Source organism: Erythrobacter sp. SCSIO 43205 (assembly GCF_019904235.1).
In the GTDB taxonomy this organism is placed as follows: Bacteria; Pseudomonadota; Alphaproteobacteria; order Sphingomonadales; family Sphingomonadaceae; genus Erythrobacter.
Genome location: NZ_CP063202.1, coordinates 1,489,959 through 1,513,209 on the forward strand (window position 1 = coordinate 1,489,959; position 23,251 = coordinate 1,513,209).

The 23,251-nt window shown below is 58.6% G+C and carries 23 protein-coding genes and 1 tRNA gene; 12 read left to right on the forward strand and 12 right to left on the reverse strand.

Going from position 1 to position 23,251, the window contains the following annotated elements; genetic code table 11:
* The first annotated feature begins 53 nt into the window (after positions 1 to 53).
* From INR77_RS06840 to INR77_RS06855, 4 genes are all read left to right on the forward strand, one after another.
* The gene (locus tag INR77_RS06840) at positions 54 to 1,172 is read left to right on the forward strand and encodes an ATP phosphoribosyltransferase regulatory subunit (protein ID WP_223073142.1); all 1,119 of its coding nucleotides are present in this window, start codon (positions 54 to 56) and stop codon (positions 1,170 to 1,172) included.
* A 103-nt stretch (positions 1,173 to 1,275) separates the two neighbouring features.
* Positions 1,276 to 2,982, forward strand: a complete 1,707-nt coding sequence (locus INR77_RS06845) for a hypothetical protein (RefSeq protein ID WP_223073143.1) — start codon at positions 1,276 to 1,278, stop codon at positions 2,980 to 2,982.
* Between the two features lie 106 nt (positions 2,983 to 3,088).
* Entirely contained in the window at positions 3,089 to 4,378 is a 1,290-nt protein-coding gene (locus INR77_RS06850) for an adenylosuccinate synthase (RefSeq protein WP_223073144.1), read from the forward strand.
* Between the two features lie 94 nt (positions 4,379 to 4,472).
* Positions 4,473 to 5,039, forward strand: coding sequence for a murein L,D-transpeptidase family protein (locus INR77_RS06855; protein ID WP_223073145.1), 567 nt, complete (start codon positions 4,473 to 4,475; stop codon positions 5,037 to 5,039).
* On the opposite strand, the gene INR77_RS06860 is transcribed toward INR77_RS06855, so the two are convergent.
* A complete protein-coding gene (locus tag INR77_RS06860; protein WP_223073146.1) occupies positions 5,036 to 5,416 on the reverse strand; it encodes a DUF6768 family protein in 381 nt (126 codons plus the stop codon). The two genes, INR77_RS06855 and INR77_RS06860, sit on opposite strands and share 4 nt — an antisense overlap.
* 13 nt (positions 5,417 to 5,429) lie before the next feature.
* Positions 5,430 to 6,038, reverse strand: a complete 609-nt coding sequence (locus tag INR77_RS06865) for an RNA polymerase sigma factor (protein ID WP_223073147.1) — start codon at positions 6,036 to 6,038, stop codon at positions 5,430 to 5,432.
* A gap of 93 nt (positions 6,039 to 6,131) precedes the next feature.
* Between INR77_RS06865 and INR77_RS06870 the strand changes: the two genes are divergently transcribed.
* Positions 6,132 to 7,160, forward strand: coding sequence for a MarR family transcriptional regulator (locus tag INR77_RS06870; RefSeq protein WP_223073148.1), 1,029 nt, complete (start codon positions 6,132 to 6,134; stop codon positions 7,158 to 7,160).
* A gap of 97 nt (positions 7,161 to 7,257) precedes the next feature.
* Here INR77_RS06870 and INR77_RS06875 read toward each other — a convergent pair whose 3' ends face one another.
* Genes INR77_RS06875 through argH form a run of 4 tightly spaced genes read right to left on the reverse strand, consistent with a single transcriptional unit; the run spans position 7,258 to position 10,994 of the window.
* Positions 7,258 to 8,076 carry a bifunctional precorrin-2 dehydrogenase/sirohydrochlorin ferrochelatase gene (locus INR77_RS06875; protein ID WP_223073149.1) on the reverse strand — a complete coding sequence of 273 codons (819 nt, stop codon included), beginning with the start codon at positions 8,074 to 8,076 and terminating at the stop codon, positions 7,258 to 7,260.
* A 9-nt stretch (positions 8,077 to 8,085) separates the two neighbouring features.
* Positions 8,086 to 9,345: a diaminopimelate decarboxylase gene (lysA, locus tag INR77_RS06880; RefSeq protein WP_223073150.1), complete on the reverse strand. Its 1,260-nt coding sequence runs from the start codon at positions 9,343 to 9,345 to the stop codon at positions 8,086 to 8,088.
* A gap of 15 nt (positions 9,346 to 9,360) precedes the next feature.
* Entirely contained in the window at positions 9,361 to 9,618 is a 258-nt protein-coding gene (locus INR77_RS06885) for a hypothetical protein (protein WP_223073151.1), read from the reverse strand.
* Positions 9,618 to 10,994, reverse strand: coding sequence for an argininosuccinate lyase (argH, locus tag INR77_RS06890; RefSeq protein WP_223073443.1), 1,377 nt, complete (start codon positions 10,992 to 10,994; stop codon positions 9,618 to 9,620). The genes INR77_RS06885 and argH overlap by 1 nt, the downstream gene beginning before the upstream one ends.
* 46 nt (positions 10,995 to 11,040) lie before the next feature.
* On the opposite strand from argH, the gene INR77_RS06895 reads away from it, so the two are divergent.
* Both INR77_RS06895 and INR77_RS06900 read left to right on the forward strand, forming a co-directional pair.
* On the forward strand, positions 11,041 to 11,616 hold the full coding sequence (locus tag INR77_RS06895; protein WP_223073152.1) for a TlpA disulfide reductase family protein: 576 nt from the start codon (positions 11,041 to 11,043) through the stop codon (positions 11,614 to 11,616).
* Positions 11,617 to 11,736: 120 nt separating this feature from the next.
* Complete coding sequence (locus tag INR77_RS06900) at positions 11,737 to 11,985, forward strand: hypothetical protein (protein ID WP_223073153.1); 249 nt, start codon at positions 11,737 to 11,739, stop codon at positions 11,983 to 11,985.
* Positions 11,986 to 12,092: 107 nt separating this feature from the next.
* Here the strand turns inward: INR77_RS06900 and INR77_RS06905 are convergent.
* Positions 12,093 to 12,168, reverse strand: a tRNA-Val gene (locus INR77_RS06905).
* Between the two features lie 108 nt (positions 12,169 to 12,276).
* Positions 12,277 to 14,472 carry a S46 family peptidase gene (locus INR77_RS06910; protein WP_223073154.1) on the reverse strand — a complete coding sequence of 732 codons (2,196 nt, stop codon included), beginning with the start codon at positions 14,470 to 14,472 and terminating at the stop codon, positions 12,277 to 12,279.
* A 190-nt stretch (positions 14,473 to 14,662) separates the two neighbouring features.
* Here INR77_RS06910 and INR77_RS06915 point away from each other — a divergent pair, with 190 nt between their 5' ends.
* On the forward strand, positions 14,663 to 15,790 hold the full coding sequence (locus INR77_RS06915) for an iron-containing alcohol dehydrogenase (RefSeq protein WP_223073155.1): 1,128 nt from the start codon (positions 14,663 to 14,665) through the stop codon (positions 15,788 to 15,790).
* Between the two features lie 3 nt (positions 15,791 to 15,793).
* Here INR77_RS06915 and INR77_RS06920 read toward each other — a convergent pair whose 3' ends face one another.
* Positions 15,794 to 17,158 (reverse strand): alkaline phosphatase PhoX, encoded by a 1,365-nt coding sequence (locus INR77_RS06920; RefSeq protein WP_223073156.1) that lies wholly within the window; start codon positions 17,156 to 17,158, stop codon positions 15,794 to 15,796.
* 202 nt (positions 17,159 to 17,360) lie between these two features.
* Between INR77_RS06920 and INR77_RS06925 the strand changes: the two genes are divergently transcribed.
* A complete protein-coding gene (locus tag INR77_RS06925) occupies positions 17,361 to 17,717 on the forward strand; it encodes a MerC domain-containing protein (protein WP_223073157.1) in 357 nt (118 codons plus the stop codon).
* Entirely contained in the window at positions 17,714 to 18,706 is a 993-nt protein-coding gene (locus tag INR77_RS06930) for an asparaginase (protein WP_223073158.1), read from the forward strand. The genes INR77_RS06925 and INR77_RS06930 overlap by 4 nt, the downstream gene beginning before the upstream one ends.
* A gap of 110 nt (positions 18,707 to 18,816) precedes the next feature.
* Here INR77_RS06930 and INR77_RS06935 read toward each other — a convergent pair whose 3' ends face one another.
* The 3 genes from INR77_RS06935 to fmt all read right to left on the reverse strand — a co-directional run bounded on the left by INR77_RS06935 (position 18,817) and on the right by fmt (position 21,702).
* Positions 18,817 to 19,926: a zinc-binding dehydrogenase gene (locus INR77_RS06935; protein WP_223073159.1), complete on the reverse strand. Its 1,110-nt coding sequence runs from the start codon at positions 19,924 to 19,926 to the stop codon at positions 18,817 to 18,819.
* 61 nt (positions 19,927 to 19,987) lie between these two features.
* A complete protein-coding gene (truA, locus tag INR77_RS06940; protein WP_223073160.1) occupies positions 19,988 to 20,734 on the reverse strand; it encodes a tRNA pseudouridine(38-40) synthase TruA in 747 nt (248 codons plus the stop codon).
* Positions 20,731 to 21,702, reverse strand: coding sequence for a methionyl-tRNA formyltransferase (gene fmt, locus INR77_RS06945; protein WP_223073161.1), 972 nt, complete (start codon positions 21,700 to 21,702; stop codon positions 20,731 to 20,733). The genes truA and fmt overlap by 4 nt, the downstream gene beginning before the upstream one ends.
* A 53-nt stretch (positions 21,703 to 21,755) precedes the next feature.
* On the opposite strand from fmt, the gene recR reads away from it, so the two are divergent.
* On the forward strand, positions 21,756 to 22,352 hold the full coding sequence (gene recR / locus INR77_RS06950; RefSeq protein WP_223073444.1) for a recombination mediator RecR: 597 nt from the start codon (positions 21,756 to 21,758) through the stop codon (positions 22,350 to 22,352).
* Positions 22,353 to 22,496: 144 nt separating this feature from the next.
* Positions 22,497 to 23,069: a peptide deformylase gene (locus INR77_RS06955; protein WP_223073162.1), complete on the forward strand. Its 573-nt coding sequence runs from the start codon at positions 22,497 to 22,499 to the stop codon at positions 23,067 to 23,069.
* Positions 23,070 to 23,251: the final 182 nt, after the last annotated feature.

A 23,251-nucleotide genomic window follows, 5' to 3' on the forward strand; every position in this document is an offset into this window, starting at 1 on the left:
TGCAATGGGGTGGGCATTGCGCACCGTTCAAACATAGCTTAGCGGGCACACCCATGACCAACACCACCGACCTCCTGCCCGAAGGCCTCGAAGACCGCCTCCCACAGAGCGCTGCGCGCATCACTGCCGCCATGCGCAGCTGTCTGGATGCGCTCGATGCTCACGGGTATGACAGAGTGCGTCCGCCGTTGCTTGAGTTTGAAAGCTCTCTTGGCGCGCGCATGAAGGGGATGCAGACCCGCGCCATGTTCCGCCTGACAGACCCGGTGAGCCTTCGCACATTGGCCTTGAGGAGCGACATCACTCCACAAATCGGGCGAATTGCTGCGACCAGCATGAAAGATGCGCCACGCCCGCTTCGTCTCGCTTACTGCGGGGAGACGGCGCTGATCAAAGCAAGCCAATTGAACCCTGCGCGCGGGCGTTTGCAATTGGGCGCCGAACTGATCGGGTCGGATACGCTTCAGGCCGCGATTGAAAGCGTCACCACCGCGATTGCAGCGCTTGAGGCGGCAGGGATTACCGGCATCTCAGTTGATTTCACGATGCCCGATCTTGTTGATACTCTTGCCGCGCAAATGCGCGAGCTTGATAGCGAGATAATCGAAGCCATTCGCCGCGAGCTCGACACCAAGGATGCTGGCGGATTGAAAGCCGCTGGCGGCGAGGCGTTCCTTCCACTGCTTTATGCGACCGGCCCGATTGACGACGCGCTCACAAAACTGCGTGACTTCGACAAGGGTGGGGCACTGACGCAGCAACTCGATAATCTGGGCAAGATTCTGGGCAAGATTGCCGAGCAGATCGGGACCCGCGCGCGCGTTACCCTCGATCCGACAGAGCGGCACGGTTTTGAATATCAAAGCTGGTTCGGCTTTACGCTCTATGCCGAGGGATTGCGCGCAGCCATCGGGCGCGGGGGCACCTATCGCATTGGCGGGACCGATGAACCGGCGACCGGGTTTACGCTGTATCTCAACGCTCTGGCTGAAATCGCGCCCGAACCCGAAGCGCGGCCTCTGGTGTACCTCACTGAAGGACACGATAACACCAAGGCAGCAGACCTTCGCGCCAATGGCTGGCGCACCAAAGCGCAATTGAGCGAGGGCGAAGACGCGCGCGCGCTTGGCTGCAGTCATGTCCTCCAGGGTTCTTCACTCGAAGAACTTTAAGAGCGATCAGCCCGATTGCAGGCGATCAAGCTGTCATTCAGGCCCTAAAATCTATAGGGTAAGGCCTCTGGTAACTTTTTGTCCCGCAGATTGGCGCCTGATTATGATGTATCGTGCTTCTCTCATGGCCTGCGTTGGCCTTTTCGCCCTTTCTGCCACTTCCGCCCATGCTGCGGTCGATGAATATACGGTAGAACCGTCTCAACGGCTCGACATCGCCCTTGATGTGTGTTCGGCCGAAACCCAATTGGCGGTGCGCGGGACGGGCGAAACCGACCTTGATTTCGAAGTGACATCGCCGAGCGGGGAAAACCTCGTCTCGGACGCTGGTATTGATGATTACATCAGCCTGGTGCTCACCAATGAAAGCGAAGGATGCGCGCAGTTCAGCCTGTCGGTTTCCAACCTTGGTGAACAAGAGAACGACTTCACCCTCGTGCTTGAACCCATTGTGCCAAGCTCGACCCGCGTCAAAAAGTACATCGTGCAAGGCAATGCGACCGAAAAACACAAATTTCGCGCCTGCGGCACAGCGGCCAAGGTCGATATCAGGGGAGACGGCGATACCGATCTCGACTTTGTAATTCGCAATTCCGACGGTGGCATCGTGCATGAGGATGATCGCGAAAGCGATGAAACCAGCGTCAAGCTGGAAGGGCTGCTGTCTGACTGCGAAACCTTCGAGCTTGAAGTCACCAATATTGGCGCCGTGTACAATGCGATGATGGTGGTGATTGAGCCACAGGGCGCTGATCCTGCTCCCTTTGCTGGCACAGCGCCTTCCACCTCTCTTGCCGCGACGGCTGCTATCACCAATGCTCAAGGGGAGGTCGCGACGGTAGCCGCTGATAGCGAAGGGCCGGGCGAATACACCGCGCCCGCCAACACGCGGCTGACGCTTGACCTGCCGGTATGCGAGGCCAGCCGGCTGGAAGTGCGCGGCAATGGCGCAAGCGATTTGGACTTTATCCTGACGGATGGTGAAGGAGACGAAATCCACTCCGACACCGATCTTAGCGATGTGACCTTCAAATCGCTTACCCCCAAGGGCGGCTGCGAGACATTTGGTCTTGCGGTCACAAATCTTGGCGAGGCGCAAAACATATTCCGGGTCACACTGATCGACCCGGCATCGCGGGTGGGAGACATTGGCGCTGGTGAATACACAATCGGTGCCCAAGCCGCGACCAAAGTGCCATTGCAGATATGCGAGGCAACCAAGGTAAGCGCGCGCGGGCGCGGGGACACTGATCTTGATTTCGACGTGACCGATGCGTCGGGTAGCTCGATCCATTCGGACTACGGCCTGACAGATGCAACAGAGTTTACCCTCGACCCGCAAGGCAAGTGTCAGGATTATCAGATCAGCGTCAATAATCTTGGCACTGATAAAAACGTGCTCACCATCGCCTTTGGCGAAGAGGGGGATGCGCTTGGTCCGCGCAAGCGTTCAGGACCCTTTGTCGCAGGGCCAACGCGCCCCAATAACGCTATGGCCCGGCCCGGCCAGATCGTCGGTTTTCGCAAAGGCGAAGAGTTCGGCAATGGCGAGCTCAATCGCAACATCTCGCTGCTCAACCGCACGGGCGAGGCGCTCACCAGCCTTTTCTGGTCAAACTCGGCCACGATTGGCTGGGGCAAGGATATGCTCACCGGAAGCGCACTTGCGCGCGGGCAACAATGGAACATCGAAGTCACCGACGGCTCGGCCGCTTGCCTGTTCGATTTCCGCGCGATCACTGAAAGCGAGCGTGAAATTGAGGTCGCGCAGGTGAACGTTTGCGAAGACAGCATAGTGGCGTTTGAATAAAGCCCCTTCTTTCTCGCGCCTCAAGCTTGCTCTTGCGCCCCCAAGCGCTTAGGCGGGCGCGCGCAAGAAAGACTCAGTTTCCCAAGCACAGAAAGCAAGATTGCACATGGCCAACGTCACCGTGATTGGCGCCCAGTGGGGCGACGAGGGTAAAGGCAAGATCGTCGATTGGCTCGCCAGCCGCGCCGATGCGGTTGTCCGCTTTCAGGGCGGCCATAATGCAGGCCATACGCTTGTTATTGATGGCGAGGTTTACAAGCTTTCGCTGCTCCCTTCAGGGATCGTGTCAGGCACGATGAGCATGATCGGCAATGGCGTTGTGCTGGACCCATGGGCTTTGCGCGATGAAGTCGCCAAGCTTGAGGGGCAAGGGGTCGAAATCACCGCCGACAACCTCGCTGTGGCTGACAATTGCCCGCTGATCCTTCCGCTCCACCGCGACCTTGATGGACTTCGCGAAACCGCGGCTGGTAAGGGCAAAATTGGCACGACGGGCCGCGGTATCGGCCCTGCGTATGAGGATAAGGTTGGCAGGCGTGCAATCCGTGTTTGCGATCTGGCGCACCTCGACGATCTTGAACCGCAGCTTGACCGCCTCTGCGCCCATCACGATGCGCTGCGCGCTGGCTTTGATCAGCCGCCCGTTGACCGGGCAAAACTGCTTGAGGAACTGCGCGAGGTTGCACCGTTTGTCCTGCGCTTCGCTCAGCCGGTTTGGAAGCGGCTGAAGAAAGTGCGCAAAGCAGGGGCAAAGATCCTGTTCGAAGGCGCGCAAGGCGTTCTGCTTGACGTTGATCACGGCACCTATCCCTTCGTCACCAGCTCAAACACTGTCAGCGGCACAGCGGCGAGCGGCAGCGGGCTTGGGCCTAACTCAACCGGGTTTGTTCTCGGCATCGTGAAGGCGTACACCACGCGCGTTGGCAGCGGTCCTTTCCCTACCGAACTCAACGATGAGATTGGACAAGGCATTGGCGAGCGCGGCCATGAATTTGGCACCGTTACGGGGCGCCAACGCCGCGTTGGATGGTTCGATGCTGTGATTGTGCGTCAATCCTGCGCCGTTTCTGGCGTCACGGGCGTTGCACTTACCAAGATTGACGTTCTTGATGGGCTCAAGACGGTCAAAATCTGCACTGGCTATCGTTTGAACGGCAATGTCTATGACTACCTGCCGAGCCACGCCGCCGATCAGGCCAATGTTGTGCCGATCTATGAAGAGATGGAAGGCTGGAGCGAAAGCACCGTTGGTGCGCGCTCCTATGCCGATCTTCCGGCGAATGCGATCAAATATATCCAACGCGTGCAAGAGTTGATTGAGTGTCCGGTGTCGCTTGTCTCAACCAGCCCGGAGCGCGAGGATACGATCCTTATCCGCGATCCGTTTGAGGATTAAAGGCTACGTCGTATCGCGCGGTTTCTGTCCCACGCAGAGACCACAGGGCGTCAGGTAATTGTTGGATTAGCCACTTGGCGCTATTCTGACTGCGATGAAACAGCTCGCCGCTCTTTTATTTGCTCTTTTGATCGCCTCTTGCACCAGCGCGCCCGAACGGGTGGCGACGGCGGGCGGCGATCCCATGCGTCCCGCTGGCAGCTATGCCATGCGCAACATCCCTGCGCCGCAAAAGACCATTCCGCTTGCCGATTATCTGATCGTCGACAAAACGAAGCGGATGCTTGTTGCTTATAGCGGGGGCAAACCCATCCGCGCTTATCGCGGCTTGCAATTTGGCGACGCGCCTAAGGGGCACAAGCGTTTTCAAGGCGATGAGCGCACGCCTGAAGGGGTGTACCGCATCGATTGGCGCAATCCGCAAAGCCGGTTTCACCTGTCCTTGCGTATCTCCTATCCTAATGAGCGCGACCGCGCTTATGCCTCGCAATATGGCCTTTCGCCTGGCGGAGACATCTTCATCCACGGCCAGCCCAACGGCCTTGACTATGGCCGGATGAGCGGGGATTGGACCGATGGGTGCATCGCGCTCTCCAACGAAGAGATCGAAGAGCTCTGGCAAATCGTGCCCAACGGCACACCCATCGAAATCCGACCTTAGTCAGCGTTCTTTTCTTCCGATAAAAGAGCCACTTGCACCTGCAGGCGCTTAATCTCGCGCAGGATGGTGAGCATATTCATGCGCGCAAACATCCATTCCTTGGCAAAACCGATAATCACGAGCAACGCGACACCGGAAATCGCCCACATGGCATGAGCCATCGGATGGCTGGTGTGCACGACCTGCCACACAACGAAGAGGAACAGCATCCCAAGCGCAAAGGTAAAGCCAAAGATGAGCTTCGCCCAGCCGCCGAGCGGGCCGTGCCAACTGTCACCAATTTGCTGGAACAACCCGCGATCCCCTTCAAGCTTTGTCAGAAACGCATAGTCATCATCATCAAGCGCTTCGGCGATTTTACGGTCAGTATCGGACATAAGTCATTCTCCTTCATGGATCGGGTTTAAGCGCGGCCTTCAAAGCCTTTCGCGCGTTGAAAATTCGGCTTTTCGCCGTGCCTTCAGGGATCGATTGGGCGTGCGCGATTTCACGCAAAGTAAGCCCTTCGACGAAAAACAGATGGGCCGCGATGCGTTGTTCGCGTGGCAATTTCGCGAACCCTTGCGCAATGGCAGCGCGCTCACTCGCATCACTATGCGGGGTGTCGGCGCTCTCTTCACGGTGCTGCTCCACGGCGCTGCGTTCGCGCAAGGATGTGCGAATGTGGTCTGCGCCCCTGCGATGCAGCACGGCAAATGCGTAAGAACGAAATCGCCGAGGGTCTTCCAATCTTCCTATGCCTTTGAGGATTGCGACCCAACATTCCTGCGCCAGATCAAGCGCCGCCTCATCCCCGATGCCGTAACGCCTCGCAGCTCGCGCAAGCCGTGGGTTCCAACGCCGGAACAGCATCGCTGCCGCCTGCCTATCGCCCCCTTGCGCCATCATAACGAGCCATTCGTCGTAAAGCGCCGAGGCGGCAGGAGGCGTTGTTTGTTCAGAGGCAGCCGAATTGCTCATCGTGTCTGTGTAGTCGCGCAAATGCCCGAAAAGGTTCAAATATTTTGAGCCAAAACGGCGAAGTCTTGCTCCAGTCTTGACATGATCACTCTTTGTTCTATTCTTGTTCTATTCAAGAAAAGGGGCGATTCGATGTTCAATACCGACACTTCGACTGCAGATTTCTCCTATGACTGCGCGCAAGATGCATCCGGCTTGCCTGCACGCGTTGCGATTTATTCTGACCGCGCCTGGGTTCGCGAAGAGATTGGCGATGATCTGTCGGGTGCTGGGTTTCGCTGTGTTGAGGGCGGGGCGCTCACCGCTTTGATTGATGGCCCGATCAGCCTGCTTGGTGATGTCGTCATGGTCGACTGTCCTCAGGTGGATGCGGGCAATCTGGCGGCTTTGGCGCGGCTTGATATGCGTGTGGGCGCAGCTGGTGCCCATCTGATTGTCACCACGTCTTTGGATGCGCTGGAAAGTGTGTTTGCGGCTCTTGATCAATCAAAGCCTCAAATCTTGGTGGAGCCCAGCCGTGCTGAACGTCTGGTGGCGGTTGGCCGGACCTTGTCGCAGATCGGCAATGCGAGGGTGCGCGAAATGACAGAAGAAGACCGCTTGAGCCTGCTTTATCTCTCGCGCCAGGTTGACGCGATTGCGCATGAATTGGACAAACTTTCCGGGCCGCGCGGTCATTCACGCGAAAGCTCGCAAGAAACGCTGTCGGACTTCAAGCGTGAATTTCGCGGACCTGAGGAGAACAGGCTCTTCAATTCTGTCGCTAAAGACAGGCTTGTTCTTGGGTCAGATCTAAAGACGCAGCTTCCCGACCCGCAAATGGTGCGGGCTATGATCGCCCGGCGTCAGGCACGTGCCAAATTCTTTGATGGCGATCTTTTCGCAGACCCGGCGTGGGATATGCTCCTCGACCTCACAGCGGCAGAGGGAGAGCAAAAGAACGTCTCAGTCACGAGCCTGTGTATCGCGGCTATGGTTCCTGCGACCACGGCGCTTCGCTGGATCAAACAATTGGTCGACAGCGGCGTGTTTGAGAGAAAGTCTGACCCCGGCGACAAACGCCGCGCGTTTATTGCTTTAAGCGATCGATCACGGCTGGCGATGGCGCGCTATTTCAAAGAAGTGCACGGGCCAGAGGTCGAGGCCGCTGAGGCGGCCTAGAATATTGCGGTCCCCCGGTGCGGGCCCGGACTCACCCTCAAGCCATAAAGGCTCGCACCAACTGTTTGGCGTCCTGTTTGGTGGGGGTTTGTTTGATTCAGTCAGGGCACCGGATGATGACGGTGAGCCCGTCCGGAGCGGCGTAGGGACACTGATCTTGCCTGCACGCAGGCTCTTTGGCGCACACGACCCGAACTGCGTCGGCCCTCGCGCGGGCAAGGATTTCGGGCGGTGTTCCGGCTTCTGAGCAAACCACATCGGCCTCTCCCAACGCTCGCGCCTGTCGCAGCGTCAGCTCTTCCGGATCATCGCCGATAAGCTTTATCGCAAGGGTATCAGCGCTCTTCGTGGTTGCACCATTATCAAGCCATGCCCCGACCTTCTCGCTGGACCGTTCGTCAAGCGCATCGAGCGCGCCGCCTTCGCGAAGCGCCCCATCCAGAGCGCGGCGTCGTTCGGCCGCATTTGGAAAACGTTGGCGCAGCTTCGGCCGGGCATCGTAAAGCGCACGGGCAAGCGCGCCCAAAGAGCTTGGTAAAATCCGCTCCAGCCTCAGCCGCAGATGCTTGGCAAGGCCCGCTGATGCGCCGCCCGTTCCGACCGCAATCAAAACCGGATTGCGATCCAGAATACTCGGCGTTGTGAAATCGCACAGTTCAGGGCGGTCAACGACGTTCACTAACATCCCGGCACAGCGAAGGTTTATCGCCGAAACCTCGCACGCCTTTGCATCTTCATAAGCGACAAAGGCGATACGCACGCCTTCATCGATGGCGCGTTGCTGATCGTCTTCGATGATCGCGCCTGCGCGCTCCACCAAGCGTCGCTTGGGTTCTGCTGCCTCGCCTTCGCCCAGTACCAGAACTTTCTGGCCTTTCAGATTGTGAAACAGGGGAAGGCTTTGCAATTCGCTCACGTCAATAAATCAAGCTAGCCATTCGGGAACGCGCTCTGCATCCATGATCGAGCTTGCATCAATCCGGTCTGCGACGACGGCATATTTATCGCCATCGACCAACACCTCGGCGACGAACCCGCGCGAATTGTATGACGATGCCATCGTCGCACCATAAGCGCCAGCAGTGCGGAACACGGCCAAATCGCCCGCTTCAAGATGATCGCACAAGCGGCCCATCGCAAAGGTGTCGCCGGTTTCACAAATGGGCCCGACGATATTGGCTGTCATGTCGCGCCCATTTGGCTCCACGGCGGTGAAATCGTGATATGCACCATAAAGCGCCGGTCGCGCGAGATCATTCATCGCCGCATCGACGATCACGAAAGGGTCCTTGATCCCGCGCTTCACCCGCACCACACGGGTCAGCAGAACGCCCGCATTGCCCGCAATCACGCGGCCCGGTTCAAAGATCAGTTTAACGCCCCAATCCTTCGTCAGCCGCGCAACCATTGCACCGTATTCGGCAGGGGAGGGGAGGTTTTCGCCTTGTTTGTAAGGCACGCCAAGCCCACCGCCGAGGTCAACATGGGTGATCGTGTGACCGGCTCCACGCAGCGCGCTGACAAGCTCGCCAATTTTGGCAAAGGCATTTTCAAGCGGAGCCAAATCGCCAAGCTGGCTGCCGATGTGAACGGCAACGCCCCGCAAGTTCACGCCGCCTTCGCTCGCCAGTTTGCCGAAGATCTGTCCAGCCTGGCTTATGGGAACGCCAAACTTATTGTCGGCTTTCCCGGTAGAGATTTTGTCATGGGTGCCAGCGTCCACATCGGGGTTGATGCGAAGCGTGCACTGCGCCTCAAGCCCCAATTCGCGAGCAACCTCGGCAAGCTCAATGCCTTCTTCTTCGCTTTCGATGTTGAATTGGCCGATCCCTGCTTCAAGCCCAGCGATCAATTCGGCGCGGGTTTTCCCGACCCCCGAAAACACCACCTTCTCCGGCGCAATCCCCGCCGCAAGTGCCCGGCGCATTTCACCCACCGAAACAACGTCAGCGCCGTAACCTTGACGTTGCAACACCTTCAGGACGGCCAGGTTCGGATTGGCTTTGACCGCGAAAGCGATAAGCTTGTCGGGCACATCTTTCAGGCCATCACGAAACACCTGCGCATGACGCTCCAGCGTGGCGCGTGAGTATACATACACGGGCGTGCCCACTTCCTCAGCGATGCGCGGCAGCGGCACGTCCTCGGCGTGCATTACGCCGTTTTGAATCGAAAAATGGTCCATGGGTGAGGGAGGTCTTTAATCAGGTGGAAGGTCAAAAGGATCGTCTTCGCGCTCCTCTGACCGGCGGCGCAGTTCTACGCTGCGTTCAGGAGCGGCGAGTGTCGGCAGTTCGAGCAATTGCTCGGCATCGGGCTTGTCCACTTCGCCGTAAGGGGCAACGGGACGCTCATTGCTGGCAAGCGGTTGCAAGGGGGCCTGCGCACCGCACGAGGCAAGCGCGAGCCCAAGGCCCGACACGCCGAGAACCAGAAAAGGTTTGATAGATGTCGCCATCAGTCCTCCATCCCAAGCGAAGCGCGCGCCCGCTTGACTTGCAAACGTACCTGTTCCGGTGCGGTTCCGCCATAGCTCTTTCGCGCGGCGACCGAAGCATCGACCGACAGCGCGGCAAAGACGCGCTCGTCAATCCGGTCATCAATTGTTTTGAGGTCGGCCAGTGGCAGCGCGTCCAAGGCAATCCCTCGGCTCTCTGCCATTTTGACCGCAGCGCCAGTGATGTGGTGCGCCTCGCGAAACGGGATGTCGGCTTGTGTCACCAGCCAATCGGCAAGGTCGGTCGCGGTGGCATAGCCAAGTTCAGCCGCCTCGCGCATCCGGTCAGTGTGGAACGTCGTCTCCGCGATCATTCCGGTCATCGCAGCGATGCACAGATCAAGCAGGCCCGCCGCCTCGAACACGGGGGGCTTATCGTTTTGCATATCCTTGGAATAGGCGAGCGGCAGACCCTTCATCGAAATCATCAGCGACGTCACGCATCCCACGATCCGCCCGGCATGGCCGCGGACCAGCTCAGCGGCGTCGGGGTTTTTCTTTTGCGGCATGATCGAGCTACCGGTGGAAAGTGCATCCGGCATCCGCACAAAGCCATAAGGTTGGCTCGCCCAAATGATTAGCTCCTCGGCCAAACGCGAAAGATGCAGAGAGCATTGGCTGGCCGCCATGAGGTAATCGAGGGCAAAATCACGATCAGATACAGCATCAAGGCTGTTGTGCGTTGGCCCATCAAAGCCAAGTGCCTGAGCCGTCATTTCGCGGTCAATCGGAAAGCCCGTGCCGGCGAGAGCCGCGCTTCCCAGAGGGCACAGCGCCAGGCGCCGCCGCGCATCGGCAAAACGATCACGATCGCGCGCGATCATTTCGTAATAGGCCATGAGATGGTGGCCAAGGGTCACTGGCTGCGCGGTTTGCAAATGGGTGAAGCCCGGCATGATCGAGCCCGCGTTTTCATCAGCGCGGGTGACGAGCGCCACCTGGAGCGCTTTGAGCCCCGCGTCGACACGGTCTATCGCATCGCGCACCCAGAGCTTGAAGTCGGTTGCCACTTGATCGTTGCGGCTGCGCGCGGTGTGCAGGCGTCCTGCGGCTGGCCCGATCAATTCGGCAAGCCGCGCCTCGGTTGTCATGTGGATGTCTTCAAGGTCCCAGTCTTCCGGCACCCCGTTGGCTTCATATTCGGCCGCAACCCGGTCGAGGCCATCGGAGATGGTTTTTGCGTCCTCGCTGCTCACGATATTTTGCGCGGCCAACATGGCTACATGGGCTTTTGAGGCGGCGATGTCTTGACGCCAAAGCGCCTTGTCGAAGGGAATCGAAGCATTGATTTCGCGCATAATCGCGCTAGGTCCATCAGCGAAACGCCCGCCCCACATCGTATTTGACTGGGTGGTGGGTTGATCGCCGTTTGTGGAGTTGCTCATGGTCCGCTCTATCGCTTTTATCAGTCTTGCCGCTCTGGCGCTTGCAGGGTGCGATAGTGGCGCTCAGCCCGCCGCGCAAGAAAGCGCTGCTACTTCGGGTGAAAATGCCGCTCCACCGCAATTGCCAGGGCAAATGGTGCGCGCTTTCGCCGGGACCGAGCTTCCAGCGCTCAAATTCAATGACCCAGAGGGCAATACGCTTGACCTTGGTGAGCTGGATCAGCCCGTGCTGGTTAATCTGTGGGCGACGTGGTGCGTGCCGTGCGTGGTGGAAATGCCCGCACTCGATCAATTGGCGGCAGAGATGGAGGGCGAGGTGAGGGTGCTCACCATTTCGCAGGACAATCGCGGTGCGGACGTTGTGGTGCCGTTCTTTGAAAGCCGCAATTTCCGCCATCTGGAACAGTGGCTCGACCCGCAAAATGATCTGGCGGTCGAGTTTTCGGATGGCGGTTTGCTTCCGGTAACGGTGCTGTTCGATGCCGATGGTAAAGAGGTTCTGCGCGTTGCAGGTGGTTATGAATGGGACAGCGAAGAAGCGATTGCTCAGGTGAAGGAAGCGATCTCGCAATGATATGAATTTGTTAAGTCGCCCAGAATATCGCACTCTCTGGAGGTGTTTGCGATGATTGGTGTGGGTGACTTGGTGGTTTGCATTGATGCGAAGCCGAAAAAGGGATTTATTCTCCCGTTGGTGCCCATTGATCATTTGCTTCGTGAAGGTCAGACTTATCGCGTAACTGCCATCAGCCACTCGACCAATCGCTATGATCTTTTCGGAAATGAGGAGCTGGTTTTTCTCGCTGAGGGCACGCTAGCGCTCGCAGGGATTGAATTACCGCCTCCAATGAAGGGTTTTGCCGCTTACCGTTTCCGCAAGGTCGAAGATGACGAGCTTTCTGAGCCAGCGCACCAGACTGAGGTAGAGCCTGTCGGGGCTTGAGAGAAGCTCTGGATTGAGGTGCGCGCTTACTGCGCCACACCCCTTCGCTTTGCTCGGGAGTTTCCCGACCAAAATCATCCCCCGGATGATTTTGTGTCACGGGAAACTGGTGGGCGATGACAGGCTCGAACTGCCGACCCTCTCGGTGTAAACGAGATGCTCTACCAACTGAGCTAATCGCCCCAACCAGTGTTCACGTATCAGCCAATTCGCCGGTCGGAGCGCGCCAACTAAGGTGCAGGCGCGCCCCGGTCAAGTGTCAAAAGCGCCGAAGCGAAGAAATGGCGCGTTTTAGCGAACCACATCCATTTCTTCGATGAGGTTTTCTGCACCGTCGATCTTTTCCATCACCCACAGCATATAGCGCGAATCGACGTGGATCGAACGCGTGGTGCGTGGGTCGAAATCCCAGTCGGAATTGACGCTTTCAAAGGTGCCATCGAACAAAAGGCCGACAAGCTCGCCTTGTGCGTTCAGGGTTGCAGAGCCGCTGTTCCCGCCGGTGACATCAAGGTCCGACATGAAATTGACCGGCACAGAACCAATCGATTCAAGCTCATAGCCCGCATATTCCTTGGCTTCGATTGCGTCCAATTGGCTTTGCGGCGAATTGAACGGCTCGATCCCGGTATCTTTTTGGGTGATCCCTTCCAATGTGGTGAAGGGGAGGTAGGCCATCCCATCAAATGGCGACCCGCCCATGACGTTGCCAAATGTGATCCGCAGGGTTGAGTTCGCATCGGGGTAAGGCAGGCGACCTTCCTCGCGCTGCCATGCGGTGATCGCTTCCATGTAAGCAGGGCGAAGCGCCAGCGCGCGGCCTTCGCGTTCCTTGCTCTCGTCCTCAAGTCCGCGTTCGTAATCATAAAGCGCAACAGCAAGCTTCACGAAGGGATCATCGCTCGCCTCGAAGGCTGCCGCATCCGCTTCCATCAACGCAAGGCGTGTCTCGCCATCGCCAAGCCCGGTGTCTTCGTAAAAGGGCGCAAGAAGGGTAGGCAGATCTTCAGCCGTCGTCTCGTCGGTGAGGCCAAGCGCCTCGTCAAACACTGCAACGCGCTCTTCGGCGGGCTGGGCGAGATAGCCGGTCAGGAACAGCTCCCATTCTGCCATGTCCACCGCTGGATCATAACGCCGGTCGAGCGCCTGCAAACCTTGGCGGAAGAAGGTCATGTCGCGTTCCTGATAGCCGGGCTCGCGCTCGGCATCGGGAAGCTCGCGCTCTTTGGACAGGCGATAAAGGCGCTGTGCCGCTGACAAAAGCGCAGGGCGCGTGGCGTTGTTGTACCAGAAGTTGGTGCGATCTGCCGTGGCGCTTTCCACTGAAAGCTCAGTCAACGCTTCGATAGCGGGAGCGTAGTCGGCGCGCGTTTCATCGGCTGCAATCCATTCGGCCAGCGCCGCTTCACGCTCGCGGCGGCGTTCGACCAGGCCCACCCGGCGCGCACCGTCGATTTGCCCGCGAAGGTTTTTCTCGTAATTGTTGAGGCCCGCAAGGCGGCTTTCATACTTCACCCGCGCATCGGAGCCTTCTGGTGCGGCGTTTTCGATTGTCTCGATCCAGCTGGTAAGAAGCCCCTGGAACGTCGGATAGGTCCAGCCAAAGGTGTTCTCAACCTCGGCCAGAAGTGTGTAGCGGTTTGTCGAACCGGGGTAGCCTGCGACCATAACGAAATCACCGTCATCCAGCCCGCCGTTCTCAGCGCTCGCGGCGTTCACTTTAAGGTGGTGTTCGGGCGCATAAGGCACGTTTTCGTCGCTGTAGTCAGCTGCCGAACCATCGGGCGCGACATAGGCGCGGTAGAAGGAAAAATCGCCCGTGTGGCGCGGCCACTGCCAGTTATCGATGTCGCCGCCATATTTCCCGATTGAGTCGGCGGGCGCGTAAACAAGGCGCACATCGCGCACTTCGAGACGTTTGATTAAAGTGTATTCCGCGCCGCCATAAAAGCTTGCGACGAGACAGCGGAAGCCAGGCTCGCTTTCACATTCAGCGGTGATGTCTTTGCGACGCTGCTCAATCGCTTGGTAACGCTCGGTCGGTTCCATTTCGAGCGTGCCTTCGCGCACGCGATCCGTCACGTCGGTGAGCTCTGTCGTCACATAGATGCGGCTGCCGGGCGCGGCGGGAAGTTCGGCGCCTTTCGTCTCTGCTAGAAAGCCGTTTTCAAGATAGTTGTTCTCAGCCGTCGAATTGTATTGCACTGAGCCGCGCGCGCAGTGGTGATTGGTGACCACCAATCCTTCAGGCGACACGAAACTTGCCGAGCACCCGCCCAGCGAAACAACCGCGCCCATCGGAAAGCCGGTGAGGTCAGTCAGATCATCGGGATCGAGCTCAAGCCCGGCTTCTTCCAACTGATCGGCGATGTCGGGGAGCTGTGCAGGGGTGAACATCCCTTCTTTCGCAGCGGCAGGCGCTGCAGCAAACGGAGCAAGCGCGCTGCCTAGAAGAAGCGTTGCGGCAAAGAGTTTGGTGGCTTTCATCAAGGTTCCTCATCTCGGAGAGGGGGTGGATGGGCGTTTGAGTAGAACCGCTTGGTTGCACTTGCAACCGGTCTGATGCAGCCGCCATCCTGCTGTGTTAACAGGTCGTCACAAAAAGCCGCCAAAACCGGCTTGCAAAGGCGGGCGCGAACCCTCAAGAACCGCCGCGACGAGAATAGAGGGATTTTTCATGAGCATCGCCACACTCACATATCTGACCACCACGCAATTCGGCTTTGGCGCGCTTGAGCTGTTGCCCAAGGAAATGGCGAAGGCTGGCATCACCAAGCCTTTTATCGCAACCGACGCCGGCCTTGTAAAAGTTGGCATTGTCGACACGGTTAAAACGGCAATGGGCGGCGATGCGGTCGTGTTCGATGAAACGCCCGGCAACCCGACCGAAGAAGCCGTGAAAAAAGCGCTGGCGCTTTTCGAATCCGAAGGGTGCGACGGGATTATCGCGCTTGGCGGCGGGTCTTCGATGGACCTTGGCAAAGCGGTTGGCCTTCTTGCAGCAAGCGGCGGCCCGCTTGAGCAATATGACCCGCTTCAAGGCGGCGCGCGCAACATCAAGGGCATGACCCCGCTTATCGCTGTTCCCACCACTTCTGGCACGGGTAGCGAGGTTTCTGTCGGATTTGTGATCATCCTCGAAGACGGGCGCAAAATGACTTTCGCAAGCCCTCTGTTCATCCCGAAGGCGGCGATTTGCGATCCTGAGTTGACCATGGGCTTGCCTCCGATGATGACCGCGGCGACCGGCATGGATGCGATCACCCACTGCATCGAGGCGTTTCTGACGCCTAACGTTAATCCGCCCGCCGAAGGTGTCGCCTTGGATGGCCTGTGGCGCGGGATGCAATATCTGCCGCGCGCAGTAAAAGATGGGTCTGACCGTGATGCGCGCTGGCATATGATGATGTGTTCAACCGAGGGCGCTTTTGCATTCGTGAAAGGCCTTGGCGCGGTTCACGCGATGAGCCACGCGGCCGGTCGCATCAAGCGCGTCAATCCGCACCACGGCACGCTGAATGCAATTTTCCTGCCCGAAGTGCTGCGCTTTAACCAAGGTGAGTGCGAGGAAAAATACGTCCGCCTGCGTCAAGCCATGGGGCTTGAGCCGGGTGCCGATATCGCTCAGGCCATCGCCGATCTCAACGCCGAAATCGGTATCCCATCAGGGCTTGGCGAGATGGGCATCGTTGAAGACGACATTGCCGAAATGGTGCAATATTCGCTCGCCGATCTTGCAGCGCGCGGCAACCCACGCCGCGCCTCTGCCGAAGACTTCGAAGCTATGATCAGAGCATCGATGTAAGTACTAGGCTTCGACCCAGGGCCCCGTAATTGCGAGGGTCCGGGTCGGCGCATAGGCGTTTACAAACATCGTCTTGCCATCAGGCGCAAAGCACGCGCCTGCAAGCTCGGTCTGCACATTCAGGCGGCCAAGGTCATAGGCCCGGCCATCAGGCGTAATCCCGCGCAGATGGTTATCGACCACATCGGTGTATTGGTCCTCGCAAACAACGAGGTGCCCGTTTGGCGCAACGCACAGATTGTCGCCATAGTTGAACTGCTCCTTGCTCTCGCTTTCGAAGAACAGTTCGAAGCGGTCTGGCGTGCTTCCACCGCCGAGCGACAAGCGGAATATCTGGCCCAGTCCTTTTGCACCGCCGCTGGTCGAACAGATGTACAGCTCACCTTCACCCATATGCAGCCCTTCGCCGCGCGCGATCACCGCTGCACCTTTCGCCGCGGCTCTCGTGCGAAGATCGTCCTTGGGCGCTTCAACATCGTCAAGGTCGATCCAGCTCACATTGAACGGCTGGCCAAGCGGCATGGTGGAGCCGGACCAATTGCGCGTGTCGGCAGGGCCGTTTTCAATGACCATCGCTTGAAGCTTGCCGCCTTTGGAAAGCTCGCCGGGGACATTGGGGATGAAGCGGTAAAAGACACTGTCGTCGCGGTCTTCGCTTTGGAAGACAAAGCGCGTGACCGGATCGACACAGGCAGCTTCGTGGTTGAAACGGCCCATGGCTTTCAAGGGTACGGGGTCGACAAGGCCAGTCGCATCGCCGGGCACTTCAAAGGTCCAGCCGTGATTGAGCGCGAGCCCATCGCCATAGCGTTGGCCCGGACCCGTTGGCGCTTCCTCGCAGGTGAGCCATGATCCCCAGGGTGTTACGCCGCCAGAACAATTGCGGATCGTCCCGCCGAGCGTGCGGAACTGGCGTTTGACCTTCAACGTCTCCGCATCGAGCACGATATTGGTCGTCCCGCCGGGAACGATTTCGCCGTTGCGCGTGCCGTATCCTTTCGCAATCGGGCCGCCAGCATCATCGGTCGGGACAAGTTCGTGGTTGCGGACCAGAACAATCTCACCATTTCCGATGTCGAGACAGCCCATGCCGTCCGCTTTATCAGGCACGGTGCCTCCATCATCCATCGCATCGCCAAGGCTGGAGATTACGCGATAGGAAAACCTTTCCGGTAGATCGAGCAATCCATTGGGGTCTTTCACCAAGGGGCCATAGCCGGAAAAACCCGAGGCAGGAGAAGCGGGCGCGGCAGTTGCGAGCCCCGCGCCTCGCGTCGTGCATCCGCTTGCCACGAGCGCTGCAAAAGCGCTGCTGGTGGCGGCGAGGAACTGGCGGCGGTTGGCAGCGGAGAACTGTGCTGATGGCATGACGGAAATCCCTTGTTGGTATCTTTTCAATATAAGAGCACCGGATGACATTTTCACTGCTTCATTCAATGTAATTGCCAAGACTTGCTTTGCCGGGGCCCGGACACAGAAATCGGCTAAGACAAGTCGCGCGGCCTTAAGCATTGACGCAAGGGACCATCACGCCTATCTGCAGCGCATAGCAGAGGCGATATATTATATCATGAACTCCACAACCAAAAGCGATCATGCGGCAACAGCCCTGAGCGGGTTGTGCATTTTCCATTGCCTCGCGCTTCCTGTGATCGCAAGCGCTGCGCCGTTTCTGGCTGCGATGGCCGATGCGGAGTGGGTTCACATCTTCTTTGCAAGCCTTGCGACAGTGATTTCAGCCAGCGTGCCGTTTCGTGATGTCGGTGCGCGCGGGCTGTCCTTCGTCGCACCAGCGGGGCTTGGTATTGCCTTTCTGGTCGCCGGTGTCTTCGCCCCTGAATTTGGCGCGGATGAGACGCTTCTCACCGTTGTCGGCGGCGTGTTGCTGGCTGCGGCGCATATCCCGCGTATGGTCCCCTTCCGTTGACCGCTAAGCGTCCAAGGCTCCTTGTCCTTGGCACTGGCGGCACGATAGCAGGAAGCGCGTCCAGCGCGACCGACGGGTCTTACGCCGCAGGTGAGCTTGCCCTCGAAGATATGCTTAAAGGTTTAGCCGGGCTTGGGCTTGAGGCTGAGCTTATTGCTAAACCAATCGCGCAAATCGGGTCACAGGATATGGGCTGGCCGGTATGGGACGCGCTTCATCGCGAGATCGTCGCGGCGCAGAACGATGCCACAATCGAAGGCATTCTCATCACTCATGGCACCGATACGGCGGAAGAAACCGCCTATTTGTTCGACCTCACATTGGCGGCGGGCAAGCCTTTGGTTCTGGTCGGAGCGATGCGTCCTGCGGGCGCGGTTGGCGCAGATGGGATGCGCAACTTTGCTAACGCTGTTCGCGTCGCGAGCGATACGGACGCGAGCGGGCGGGGGCCTTTACTCGTCATGGGCGACACGGTGTTTGCCGCCAAGGATGTGCGCAAGGCGGCGACATCCAACATCGACGCCTTCAAAGGGTATCCAAGGGGACCAATCGCGCGGGTAACGCCATCCAGCCTCGACTGGTTTGGCGGTGCGACACGGGTGGGAGAGCCAGCACGCTACGCCTGGCCAAAGGCGCTTCCGCGCGTTGCTATCCTCACCGCTGGCGCGGGCATGGATGCAAAGCCTGTCGAGGCGCTTCTCGGCATTGGCTGCTCTGGAATTGTGCTTGCTGGCATGGGGCAGGGTAATGCCCCCGGCTGCGTGCTCGATGCGTTAGGTGCAGCGGTCAAAGACGGTGCCCCGGTGGTCCGTTCATCGCGGGTGGATGAGGGGTTGGTCGACCGCAATGTCGAGGTGGACGATGACGCTTACGGCTTCATTGCCGCTCGCGCTCAAGGCCCTGCTAAGGCGCGTATCTTGCTGATGGTGCTTATCGCCAATGGGATCACGGACGCGGCCTCCATTCAGGCAGCGTTTGATCGGGGTTAGAGTGCCGGAAGGCCCACCCCGCTGCGACTAGGCCTCACCTACAGTTCGGCAAGTCTTGCACCCCTCCCGCGGGCGGGAGGGGTTGGGGGTGGGCCTCAAACCGCGCTACCTTACGCCCAAGGCGTGACGAGATACTTCTCGCCAGTTTTCATCCGGCGATAATCTAGGATCGCCTCTTTGGTCAGCATCTCGTGCAAATTCACTTTCGCCTTATAGCTTGAGGCAAAAGTGTTCGTGAGATTGTCGAGCACACGCTGGCGCATACGACCAACCGTTTCCATCCCGGCTTTTTGAAGGAACGGGGTGAGAAGCCAGCCCGAAAGCGTCCAGCCAAAGCCATAAGACGGGGTCAGCATTGTTGGGCTCATATCGAGGCGGCCGTAAATGAACATCCGCTTTTCCTGATTGGAGCCATAGCGTGAATATTCGGTCATTTTGGATACGGCGACCTGCTCCATCGCCTTGAAAACGGTGTCCGTCGCCTTGCCGCCGCCGATGGGATCAAAGCCATAGAACGCATCGGTTGCATCAATTGCAGAGCGCAGTTGATCCATGAAATCATCGTCGGAAGAGTTGACGACATATTTCGCGCCAAGACCTTTGAGCATTTCGACGTGTTCGGACTTGCGCACAATATTGACCAGCTCAATGCCGTCTTCTGCGCAGATTTTGATGAGCATCTGACCAAGGTTCGACGCAGCCGCCGTGTGCACAATCGCCTTTTGCCCGTCCATCTTGGCATTCTCAACAAAACCAAGCGCGGTCATGGGGTTAACAAAAGAACTTGCCCCGTCTTCGCAAGAGTGGTCGCCAAGCGGCAAGCACATCATCGCATCGGCAATCGCATATTGGCTGAACGCATTGCCGGGTACACAAGCGACGCGCTTACCCATAAGCGCTTTGGCCATATCGCTGTCGCCAGTGGCAACGACGGTGCCTGCGCCCTCGTTTCCTGCTGGCAGGCGTTGGTCAAAGCGCGCCTTCTGGCCGGAAAGGAAGGGTTCGGGCATGGCAGCTACGACTTTGCCATCGGAATATTCCGCATTCTCGAAATCCGCTGCGCTGGTGAGGATGGCAAGGTCCGATGGATTGATGGGTGCTGCTTCCATCTTGACCAGAACCTGATTGCCTTTGGGCTCTGCGAAGCTTTCCTCGCTCACCTCAAGGGTCAATTTGCCATCGCTCGAAAGCGTCGTGAAAAGCTGTTTGCCGGTGGTCATAAATGTCCTCTTTCCATTGAATTTTTGTTTTTAGCCTCAGGCCGTTTGTCGCATAATTGGACTAACCGTCGGGATAAATCGCCTCAACAAAGTAGAGCCCATGAGGCGGTGCGTTAAGCCCTAATTCGCGGCGGTCTTTTGCCGCTAGGGCATGGCCGATCTGCGCTTCGTCCCATGTCCCTTGCCCCACCAATTTAAGGCATCCGACCATGGATCGGACCTGATGATGCAAGAAGCTCCGAGCCTCAGCATAGATTCGCAGTTCGTCGCCATCTCGCTCGACATCGAGGCGGTCCAATGTCTTGACCGGGTCTTTCGATTGGCACTGCACAGAACGGAAAGTGGTGAAGTCATGGCGTCCCACAAGGCTTTGCGCAGCGCGGTGCATGGCTTCGTCGTCAAGCGGCTTTGCCACGTGCCACACCTGCTTCTTGGCAAAGGTCAAGGGCGCGCGCCGGTTGCAGATGCGATAGACATAGCGGCGCTCAATACATGAAAACCGCGCGTGCCAGTCGTCGGGCACGATTTGAGCGTCGAGGATCGCGATGGGCTCTGGGCGAAGATGCGCATTAAGCGCTTCGGACAAGCGAAACGGGTCCATTTCCTTTGCAAGATCGACATGGGAGCGCATCCCCAGCGCATGAACGCCTGCATCGGTGCGCCCTGCTGAATGAAGCACGACCTCTTCGCCGGTAATGCGATGAAGCGCCTCTTCGATAGACTGCTGGACGCTTGGGCCCTGCTTTTGCCGCTGAAGCCCGTAGAACGGCGTCCCGTCAAATTCTATGGTCAGCGCGTAACGGGTCACTTGAGAACAGTCCCTGGCTCAATTGGTCGCCCGCGCAAGAAATCCTCGCGGCTCATCGCTGGCTTGCCCGCGCGTTGGAGTTTCAATGGGCGGATCGCGCCTTCACCGCACGCAATGGTGAAGTCATCGTCCAATACCGTGCCAGCATCCGCTCCCCCGCGAAGGCGGGGGCCCAGGGCGTCCGAAGTGCTTGTCTCTGCTGGATCCCCGCCTTCGCGGGGAAGCGCTACTTCTTCAGCCAGAAGCAGCTTCACCCGCTCGTCACCAAGCTCAAACCAGGCGCCGGGGAAGGGCGCGAGCCCTGCAATATGGCGAACCAGTTCACCTGCAGGCCGCGACCAGTCAATCCGCGCTTCGGCCTTGTCGATCTTGGCGGCGTGCGTCGCTTGGGCATCATCCTGAACCACAGGCGGAAAAGCATCAAGGTCGTTCAATACCTCAACCATTGCCTCTGCGCCCATCGCGCCAAGCTCTTCAAACATCTCGCCAGTGGTCTTCGCCCCAATCGGCGTCCTCACGATATGCCGCATGGGTCCGGTATCGAGCCCTGCCTCCATCTGCATGATGGTAACGCCCGTCTCCTCATCGCCCGCCATGATCGCGCGGTGGATCGGCGCAGCGCCCCGCCAGCGCGGCAGGAGTGAGGCGTGGATGTTGAGACAGCCATGCGTCGGCGCATCAAGCACCGCTTGCGGCAGGATCAGGCCATAGGCTGCAACCACCGCAATATCGGCACCAAGCGCGGCAAACTCGGACCTAGCCTCATCACTTCGCAGCGATTTGGGATGGCGCACCTCAAACCCCAGCTCCTCGGCTTTTGCCTGAACCGGAGAGGGACGCAGCTTCTTGCCCCGGCCCGAACGGCTTGGCGGCTGGGTGTAGACGCAGGCGATTTCGTGACCTGCCTCGTGGAGAGCCTCCAGTGCAGGCACCGCAAAATCGGGCGTTCCCATAAAAACAATGCGCATAAGAGCGTCAGCAAACCTTTGTGAATTTCGCTGCACGCCCTATCTCTCCCCACATGGCATCGCAAGAGATCGAAGCACTATCCAGCGTATTGGCGCGCCTTCCGGGCCTTGGTCCACGCAGCGCGCGGAGAGCTGTGCTGTGGCTGGTCAAGAACCGAGAGCGCGCTTTGCCAGACTTGCTGGAGGCGCTCGACAGCGTTTCCCAATCGCTCGTCGAATGCGAGGTTTGCGGGAACGTGGACACGACAAACCCTTGCGGGATATGTGCCGATCCTCGCCGCGATGCAAAGGCGCTGTGCGTTGTGGAGGATGTGGCCGACGTTTGGGCATTGGACCGCGCGCGGCTGTTTCAGGGGCGCTATCATGTGCTTGGCGGCAAACTTTCAGCGCTCGATGGCATTGGTCCGGAAGACCTCAACATTCCATCGCTGATTGACCGGGTGGCGACTGGCGAGGTGGACGAAGTCGTGCTTGCGATGAATGCAACGTTAGAGGGACAAACCACTGCCCACTACCTTGCTGAGCGGCTCGAGGAGCATCAGGTCCGCATTACGCAGCTTGCTCACGGCCTGCCTGTGGGCGGGGAGCTCGATTACCTCGACGAGGGCACTTTGGCTCAGGCACTCCGGGCACGGCGGCCAGTGGGTTAGGGCCCACCCCAACCCCTCCCGCAAGCGGGAGGGGAGCGAGACTTGCCAGCTTGCTGGCTTAGTCGCAGCGGGGTGGGCAATTTCGATCACTATGATCGAACGCTTGCGCTTGCCCCGCACGACTTCACTCACTAAATCGCCCTCATGGCTATACGCGAAATCATTGAAGTGCCGGATCCCCGGCTCAAACTTGTGTCTGAACCCGTCAAACCGGAAGAGTTCAACGACGAGCTTAAAACACTTGTCGAAGATATGTTTGAGACGATGTACGATGCCCCCGGCATTGGGCTTGCAGCGATCCAGGTCGCTGTGCCCAAACGCGTTCTCGTCATCGACTTGCAGCCAGAAGACCCGGACGGCGAGCCTGTCGAATGCGAGCATGACGGGCACAAGCACACCCATCCCGCGACGAAGAAAGAGCCACGTGTCTTCATAAATCCGGTGATCACGCCTGAAACAGAGGAAATGAGCACCTTTCAGGAAGGTTGCCTCTCGCTCCCCGAAATATACGCCGATGTGGATCGCCCGGCGTCTTGCACGGTCGAGTATCAGGATTTGGACGGCAACCACCACAAGGAGCATCTGACGGGCCTTATGGCGACCTGCCTCCAGCACGAGATGGATCACTTGGAAGGCATCGTCTTCATCGACCATCTCTCACGCCTCAAGCGAAATATGATGCTGAAGAAGCTGAAGAAAATACGTCAGGCCGCATAGTTTGTTTTGCGAAGACGCATCCGCGCCTTCGTCCTCGGTGCTGTTCCCTTCGCTTCGCTCCGGGCCACCTGCGGGCGCACGGTCGTGCTTGCGGTCCTGTGAACCGTTCTGGCGCATACCTCTCCATTACCGTCATCCCCGCGCAGGCGGGGATCCAGCTTCTTTGCCGGGGATATCCAACA

Coding starts and splice junctions, on each gene's coding strand:
- INR77_RS06915 (WP_223073155.1), top strand. CDS start 14,663: ATGAGCATCGCCACACTCACATATCTGACCACCACGCAATTCGGCTTT.
- INR77_RS06840 (WP_223073142.1), top strand. CDS start 54: ATGACCAACACCACCGACCTCCTGCCCGAAGGCCTCGAAGACCGCCTC.
- INR77_RS06870 (WP_223073148.1), top strand. CDS start 6,132: ATGTTCAATACCGACACTTCGACTGCAGATTTCTCCTATGACTGCGCG.
- INR77_RS06925 (WP_223073157.1), top strand. CDS start 17,361: ATGAACTCCACAACCAAAAGCGATCATGCGGCAACAGCCCTGAGCGGG.
- INR77_RS06860 (WP_223073146.1), bottom strand. CDS start 5,416: ATGTCCGATACTGACCGTAAAATCGCCGAAGCGCTTGATGATGATGAC.
- INR77_RS06895 (WP_223073152.1), top strand. CDS start 11,041: ATGGTCCGCTCTATCGCTTTTATCAGTCTTGCCGCTCTGGCGCTTGCA.
- lysA (WP_223073150.1), bottom strand. CDS start 9,345: ATGGACCATTTTTCGATTCAAAACGGCGTAATGCACGCCGAGGACGTG.
- fmt (WP_223073161.1), bottom strand. CDS start 21,702: ATGCGCATTGTTTTTATGGGAACGCCCGATTTTGCGGTGCCTGCACTG.
- INR77_RS06855 (WP_223073145.1), top strand. CDS start 4,473: ATGAAACAGCTCGCCGCTCTTTTATTTGCTCTTTTGATCGCCTCTTGC.
- recR (WP_223073444.1), top strand. CDS start 21,756: ATGGCATCGCAAGAGATCGAAGCACTATCCAGCGTATTGGCGCGCCTT.
- INR77_RS06850 (WP_223073144.1), top strand. CDS start 3,089: ATGGCCAACGTCACCGTGATTGGCGCCCAGTGGGGCGACGAGGGTAAA.
- argH (WP_223073443.1), bottom strand. CDS start 10,994: ATGTGGGGCGGGCGTTTCGCTGATGGACCTAGCGCGATTATGCGCGAA.
- INR77_RS06845 (WP_223073143.1), top strand. CDS start 1,276: ATGATGTATCGTGCTTCTCTCATGGCCTGCGTTGGCCTTTTCGCCCTT.
- INR77_RS06920 (WP_223073156.1), bottom strand. CDS start 17,158: ATGCCATCAGCACAGTTCTCCGCTGCCAACCGCCGCCAGTTCCTCGCC.
- INR77_RS06910 (WP_223073154.1), bottom strand. CDS start 14,472: ATGAAAGCCACCAAACTCTTTGCCGCAACGCTTCTTCTAGGCAGCGCG.
- INR77_RS06935 (WP_223073159.1), bottom strand. CDS start 19,926: ATGACCACCGGCAAACAGCTTTTCACGACGCTTTCGAGCGATGGCAAA.
- INR77_RS06955 (WP_223073162.1), top strand. CDS start 22,497: ATGGCTATACGCGAAATCATTGAAGTGCCGGATCCCCGGCTCAAACTT.
- INR77_RS06885 (WP_223073151.1), bottom strand. CDS start 9,618: ATGGCGACATCTATCAAACCTTTTCTGGTTCTCGGCGTGTCGGGCCTT.